The 6,178-nt window shown below is 54.3% G+C and carries 5 protein-coding genes and 1 pseudogene; 5 read left to right on the top strand and 1 reads right to left on the bottom strand.

What is annotated here, in order from left to right; translation table 11 throughout:
* Positions 1–286: 286 nt before the first annotated feature.
* The 5 genes and pseudogenes from udk (at position 287) to ACSZPU_RS22275 (ending at position 4,360) form a co-directional block, all read left to right on the top strand.
* Positions 287–928, top strand: a complete 642-nt coding sequence (udk, locus tag ACSZPU_RS22295) for a uridine kinase (protein ID WP_499003249.1) — start codon at positions 287–289, stop codon at positions 926–928.
* An 81-nt stretch (positions 929–1,009) separates the two neighbouring features.
* A complete protein-coding gene (gene dcd, locus ACSZPU_RS22290; RefSeq protein ID WP_499003248.1) occupies positions 1,010–1,591 on the top strand; it encodes a dCTP deaminase in 582 nt (193 codons plus the stop codon).
* Positions 1,592–1,616: 25 nt separating this feature from the next.
* Positions 1,617–3,467 carry an outer membrane assembly protein AsmA gene (gene asmA / locus ACSZPU_RS22285; protein ID WP_499003247.1) on the top strand — a complete coding sequence of 617 codons (1,851 nt, stop codon included), beginning with the start codon at positions 1,617–1,619 and terminating at the stop codon, positions 3,465–3,467.
* A gap of 146 nt (positions 3,468–3,613) precedes the next feature.
* Entirely contained in the window at positions 3,614–3,859 is a 246-nt protein-coding gene (locus ACSZPU_RS22280) for a type II toxin-antitoxin system TacA family antitoxin (RefSeq protein ID WP_499003244.1), read from the top strand.
* An 8-nt stretch (positions 3,860–3,867) separates the two neighbouring features.
* A pseudogene (locus ACSZPU_RS22275) lies at positions 3,868–4,360 on the top strand (GNAT family N-acetyltransferase).
* Positions 4,361–4,429: 69 nt separating this feature from the next.
* Here the strand turns inward: ACSZPU_RS22275 and ACSZPU_RS22270 are convergent.
* Complete coding sequence (locus ACSZPU_RS22270; protein ID WP_499003243.1) at positions 4,430–6,013, bottom strand: TerC family protein; 1,584 nt, start codon at positions 6,011–6,013, stop codon at positions 4,430–4,432.
* Positions 6,014–6,178 lie beyond the last annotated feature (165 nt).

The following is a 6,178-nucleotide window of genomic DNA, read 5'->3' as shown; positions in this document are numbered from 1 at the left end:
TAGTCATGATAATAGGGCCTTCTGATTAGAAGGCCCTATTATCAATGATTTTTATCCTCGTGACGACACTATCTAGTTTCAGAGAAAAAGCCGTCGAACGCTGGTAATTTGAACGTAAAAATTTGCGAAAAGTCGAGTTTGGCGAAATAACGGCGATGCTTTTATCCCGAACGGCGTTGGGGATGTATTCGACTGGTATCATGGCCGCGAAATCCCTATAATTGCCGCGTTTGACGCTCAGGCGTCGTCCTTCCTTTACATCCAGGTTAATCAGGTCGCTAAATTTATGACTGATAAGTCACATCAGTGCGTCATTATCGGCATCGCCGGCGCATCGGCTTCAGGTAAAAGTCTCATTGCCAGTACGCTTTATCGTGAACTGCGCGAGCAGGTGGGTGATGAGCATATCGGCGTTATTCCAGAAGACAGTTACTATAAAGATCAAGGCCATCTGTCAATGGAAGAGCGTGTTAAAACCAACTATGATCATCCAAGCTCGATGGATCATAGCCTGCTATTCCAGCATCTGCAGACGCTGAAAAGCGGCCAGGCCATTGAATTACCGGTTTATAGCTATGTTGAACATACCCGTACGCCGGAAACTATCCACATTGAACCGAAAAAAGTGATCATCCTGGAAGGCATTCTGCTGCTGACCGACGCGCGCCTGCGTGAAGAGATGAACTTCTCTATCTTCGTTGATACCCCGCTGGATATCTGCCTGATGCGCCGTATCAAGCGCGACGTGAACGAACGCGGACGGTCAATGGACTCGGTGATGGCGCAATATCAGAAGACCGTGCGCCCGATGTTCCTGCAGTTTATTGAGCCTTCCAAGCAGTATGCCGATATCATCGTGCCGCGCGGGGGTAAAAACCGCATTGCGATTGATATCCTGAAAGCCAAAATCAGCCAGTTTTTTGAATAATACATGATAGGCTGTACCCTTTAGTTACTTTGCTTTGCCCCTGCACTGTCGGGGGCGTCATGCACGAAAGGAGAAAGTGCCATGCGTCTTTGTGACCGAGATATTGAAGCCTGGCTGGATCAGGGCCGTCTGTCGATCACCCCGCGTCCTCCCGTTGAGCGCATTAATGGCGCGACTGTCGATGTCCGCCTGGGCAATAAATTTCGCACCTTCCGTGGGCACACCGCTGCATTTATTGACCTGAGCGGTCCGAAAGACGAGGTGAGTGCGGCGCTCGATCGCGTGATGAGCGATGAGATCGTGCTCCCCGACGGTGAAGCCTTTTTCCTGCACCCTGGCGAACTGGCGCTGGCGGTGACCTTTGAATCCGTGACGCTGCCAGCAGACCTGGTCGGATGGCTGGATGGTCGCTCTTCACTGGCGCGTCTTGGGCTGATGGTGCACGTCACCGCACACCGTATCGATCCCGGCTGGTCGGGCAGTATCGTGCTGGAGTTCTATAATTCCGGCAAACTGCCGCTGGCATTACGTCCGGGCATGCTGATTGGCGCGCTGAGCTTTGAACCGCTCTCCGGCCCGGCCGATCGCCCGTACAACCGCCGCCAGGACGCGAAGTATCTCGACCAGCAGGGTGCGGTTGCCAGCCGTATCGATAAAGACTGAGTGATTCAAACCCACTGAGGCTGCCATGAGAAGAGTGTTAACCACGCTGATGATTTTACTGGTCGTGCTGGTAGCCGGCCTTTCGGCGTTGGTCGTAATGGTCAACCCTAACGATTTTCGCGGCTATATGGTGCGTCAGGTTGAAGCCCGTAGCGGCTATCATTTGCAGCTTGACGGCCCGCTGCGTTGGCATGTCTGGCCGCAGCTGAGCATTCTCTCCGGGCGCGTTACCCTTACCGCTCCGGGGGCAGAAATGCCAGTGGTTAAAGCTGATAATATGCGCCTGGACGTCGGGCTGCTGCCGCTGCTTTCACATCAGCTTCAGGTCAAACAGGTGATGCTCAAAGGCGCGGTTATCCAGTTAACACCGCAGACACGCCCTGCACCTCAACAAGATGCACCGGTGGCTCCGAAAGAGAACACACTGCCGCAGGTTGCCGAAGATCGTGGCTGGTCGTGGGATATCGCCCGCCTGCAGGTGGCCGATAGCGTGCTGGTCTTCCAGCATGAAAATGACGAACAGGTCACGGTGCGCGACATACGTCTGCAAATGGAGCAGGATGCCACGCATCAGGCCACGCTTGATTTTTCCGGTCGGATGAATCGCGACCAGCGTGACCTCTCGCTGTCTTTGAAAGCACAGGTGGATGCCAGCGATTATCCGCACCAGCTCACCGCCGCAATCAGCGAGCTGAAATGGCAGTTGCAGGGCGGAGACGTCCCTGCTCAGGGCATTACGGGGGAGGGGAGCCTTTCCGCTAAATGGCAGGGCGATCGTCGGCAAATCACCCTTAGCGATCTGCATCTGAGCGCCAATGACAGCGCGTTTAGCGGTAAAGGCAGCGTCATTCTCTCTGAGAAGCCGCAGTGGCTGCTGGATTTGCAATTCGATACGCTGAATCTGGATAACCTGTTGGCGCCGAAAGAGACCGCGTCCACTAATTCCTCGACGGATCAGCAAGGGCAGCAAGCCCAGGCGCGTTTGCCGCGTCCGGTGATTGCCAACAGCGTGCAGCCGGAATATACCAGCCTGCGTGATTTCAGCGCACAGGTGTCGCTCACCGCCAATAACATCCGCTGGCGTGGGATGCGCTTTGATAACGTCAATGGCCAGTTCTCGAACAACGCCGGCTTGCTCAGCATTTCCACGCTACAGGGCAAAATGGGCAACGGCAATATCTCTCTGCCCGGCACGCTCGATGTTCGCCGGGATACTTCACGTGCTGCTTTCCAGCCGCGGCTGGAGAACGTCGAAATTAGCGATATCCTCAAAGCCTTCAATTACCCGATTTCCCTGACCGGCAAGCTCTCTCTGGCAGGCGATTTCACCGGCAGTCGGATTGATGCCGATGATTTCCGCCGCAACTGGCAGGGTGATGCCCACGTTGAGATCAAAGACAGCCAGATGGAAGGGTTGAACTTCCAGCAGTTGATCCAGCAGGCCGTTGCCCGCAGTAGCGATGTTCAGGTGCAGGAAAACTACGATAACGCGACGCGTCTCGATACTTTCCGTACCGAGCTGTCGCTGGATTCGGGAACCATGATGCTGGCAGATATGCAGGGCAGTTCGCCGTTGCTGAGTCTGACAGGGCAGGGTGAGATGGACCTGGTGCAGGAGCAGTGTGACACCCACTTCAACGTTCGCGTGCTCGAAGGCTGGAAAGGCGACGGTAAGCTGGTCGATTACCTGAAATCCACCGACATTCCGCTAAATGTGTACGGCAAATGGCAGTCACTGAACTACAGTTTGCAGGTAGATCAGATTCTGCGTAAACATCTGCAGGATGAAGCGAAACGCCGCCTGAATGAGTGGGCGGATCGCAACAAAGACAGCCAGAACGGCAAAGACCTGAAAAAACTGCTCAACAAACTGTAACGCCGGGCAGCCCCGGCGTCGGTTAAGCTTCGGCTGACATGGCCCATCTCTGCGCTTCATAACCGGTTTAAACCGTCTAGGTGTATAGCGTTTGCTATACACCTGCGATAAGACATGTATATCAATTGCTATACAATGGAGTACATATGAAATCCGATGTGCAGCTTAATATTCGTGCGAAAGAAGCACAGCGAGCGCTGATCGATGCCGCCGCAGAGATTCTCCATAAATCACGTACTGATTTTATTCTGGAGATGGCCTGCCAGGCTGCAGAAAACGTCATTCTCGATCGCCGAATGTTTAATCTCAGTGATGAACAATACACCGAGTTTATCTATATGCTGGATGCCCCGGTGACAACCAATCCGGCGCTGGACAAACTGCTGGCGTGAAAACCGCAGTGGGAGAAGTAACCGCACCGGTACCGCTTAATCCTTCACACGTCCTTTCTGAGTTTCACTGTGGTGAAGCGGTACTGGATGAATGGATAAAACATCGGGGATTAAAAAATCATTCCACGGTTGCTGCCAAGACGTTCCTCGTCTGTAAACATGATGCCTTGCACGTGGTTGGGTTTTATTCACTCGCGACCGGTAGCGTGACTCATGCTATTGCCCCCGGGGGGCTAAAACGCAATATGCCGGATCCTGTTCCCGTGATAATCCTGTCACGCCTTGCGGTCGATGCACATTACAAAGGCCAGGGACTGGGGTGCGGATTTACTTCGTGACGCGGTATTACGTATCTACCGTGTGGCTGAGAACATTGGTGTGCGGGCCATTATGTTTCAGGCCCTGTCCGATGCGGCCAAACAGTTCTATTTGCACCATGGTTTTTTCGCGTCTCAAACGCAAGAGAATATCCTTTTTCTCCGGGTACCTGCTGCCATTTAGGCCAACGTCGTCTTCCTTACTCATCCGTCTATTACCGGGCCCGGGCGAAATGCCCCGGCCCGGCGTCGGTCAGACCTGATAATCCAGCTCATCGTCCGTATTGAGGGCGGTGATCTGGACCTTCTGCACGCGGTGGCTTTCCACCTCCAGCGTTTTCAACAGATAGTCCCCCACCTGCACTTCTTCACCCGGTTTCGGGATCCGCTGCAAATATTCCATCAGTAACCCGGCAATGGTGTGATATTCGCGCTTGTCATCCAGCGGCAACGGCACGTATTGCACCAGATCCTCCAGCGGCATATGGCCGTTTGCCGTCCAGCTTCCGTCACTGTTTTTCTGAATATCATGGCGAGCGTCAATCTCTTCCACTTCATTGGGCAGATTGCCGGCGATGGTCTCCATCACGTCGCTAAGGGTTACAATGCCTTCTACCGAGCCAAATTCATCGACCACAAACGCGAAGTGGGTGCGGGCGCTACGAAACTGCTCCAGCGCCTGTAACAGCGGCAGGGTTTCCGGAAACACCAGCGGTTGACGGATAAGCACCCGCAGGTCCAGCGGCTCGCCGCGCAGCGACTGCTGCAGCAAATCAATCACGTGTACTACGCCCAGCAAATCGCTCTCTTCACTGCCGCCGGTGACCACCATGCGCGTGTGCTGGTTTTTCTCCAGCAGCTCGCGGATCTCGGCTTCCGGGGCATTCAAATCGATATGTTCAATGTCGTGACGCGAAGTCATGATGCTGCTGACCGTACGCTGGTTCAGGTTCAGTACCCGGCCAATCATCCGCTGCTCTTGTGGATTAAAAAGTTGACTGCTGTCATGGTCGGCCAGCATTGAGGCGGTTTCGGCATCCAGCTCCGCATCCTCTTTTTTGCCGCTCAGCAGGCGCATCACCGTTTCAGTGATACGCTGGCGCAGGGTCTGGTTGGCTGACAGGAAGCGGCGACGGTTGAAGTTGGCAAGCTGATTAAGCGCCTCGATCATCACCGAGAAGCCAATCGCGGCGTACAGATACCCCTTCGGAATATAGAAGCCGAAACCGTCTGCGACGAGGCTAAAGCCAATCATCAGCAGGAAGCTCAGGCAGAGGATCACAATCGTCGGGTGGCTATTCACAAACCGCGTCAGTGCTTTACTGGCAAGCAGCATCAGTGAGATGGCGATAATCACCGCCGCCATCATCACCGCCAGATGGTCGACCATCCCGACGGCAGTGATCACTGAGTCGAGCGAGAAGACGGCATCCAGCACCACGATTTGCGCCACAACGCCCCAGAACTTCGCCCCACGTCGTTGGGTGGGGTTATCGCTGTCTTTGCCCTCCAGCCGCTCGTTGAGTTCCACAGTGGCTTTAAAGAGCAGGAACAGGCCGCCGAAGAGCATAATGAGGTCGCGCGCGCTAAAACTGAGGTCGCGAACGGAAAAAAGCGGTTTGGTGAGCGTGACCAGCCAGGAGATCGACGCAAGGAGCAGCAGGCGCATGACCATCGCCAGCAGCAGCCCTGTGACGCGGGCACGGTCGCGTTGCGCCGGGGGGAGCTTTTCCGCAAGTATCGCGATAAAGACCAGGTTATCAATGCCGAGCACCAGTTCGATCACAATCAGCGTGATCAGACCGGCCCAGATTGAGGGATCGGCAATCCATTCCATCGTATGCGTAACACCTTATGTATTATGACAATTGTCGTTATGCGATCATGGATAAAGCCAACCTAAATTGCAATGCCGGTATGCGATTTATACCCAGAATACTTCGAGTTGCAGGAGCCAGTAAACCCAAGTTAATCGTAGGGATAGATTGTTTAAGCACTACCA

This window comes from Phytobacter sp. V69 (genome assembly GCF_965644215.1).
Taxonomy (GTDB): domain Bacteria; phylum Pseudomonadota; class Gammaproteobacteria; order Enterobacterales; family Enterobacteriaceae; genus Phytobacter.
This window is presented reverse-complemented; position numbering and strand designations above follow the sequence as displayed.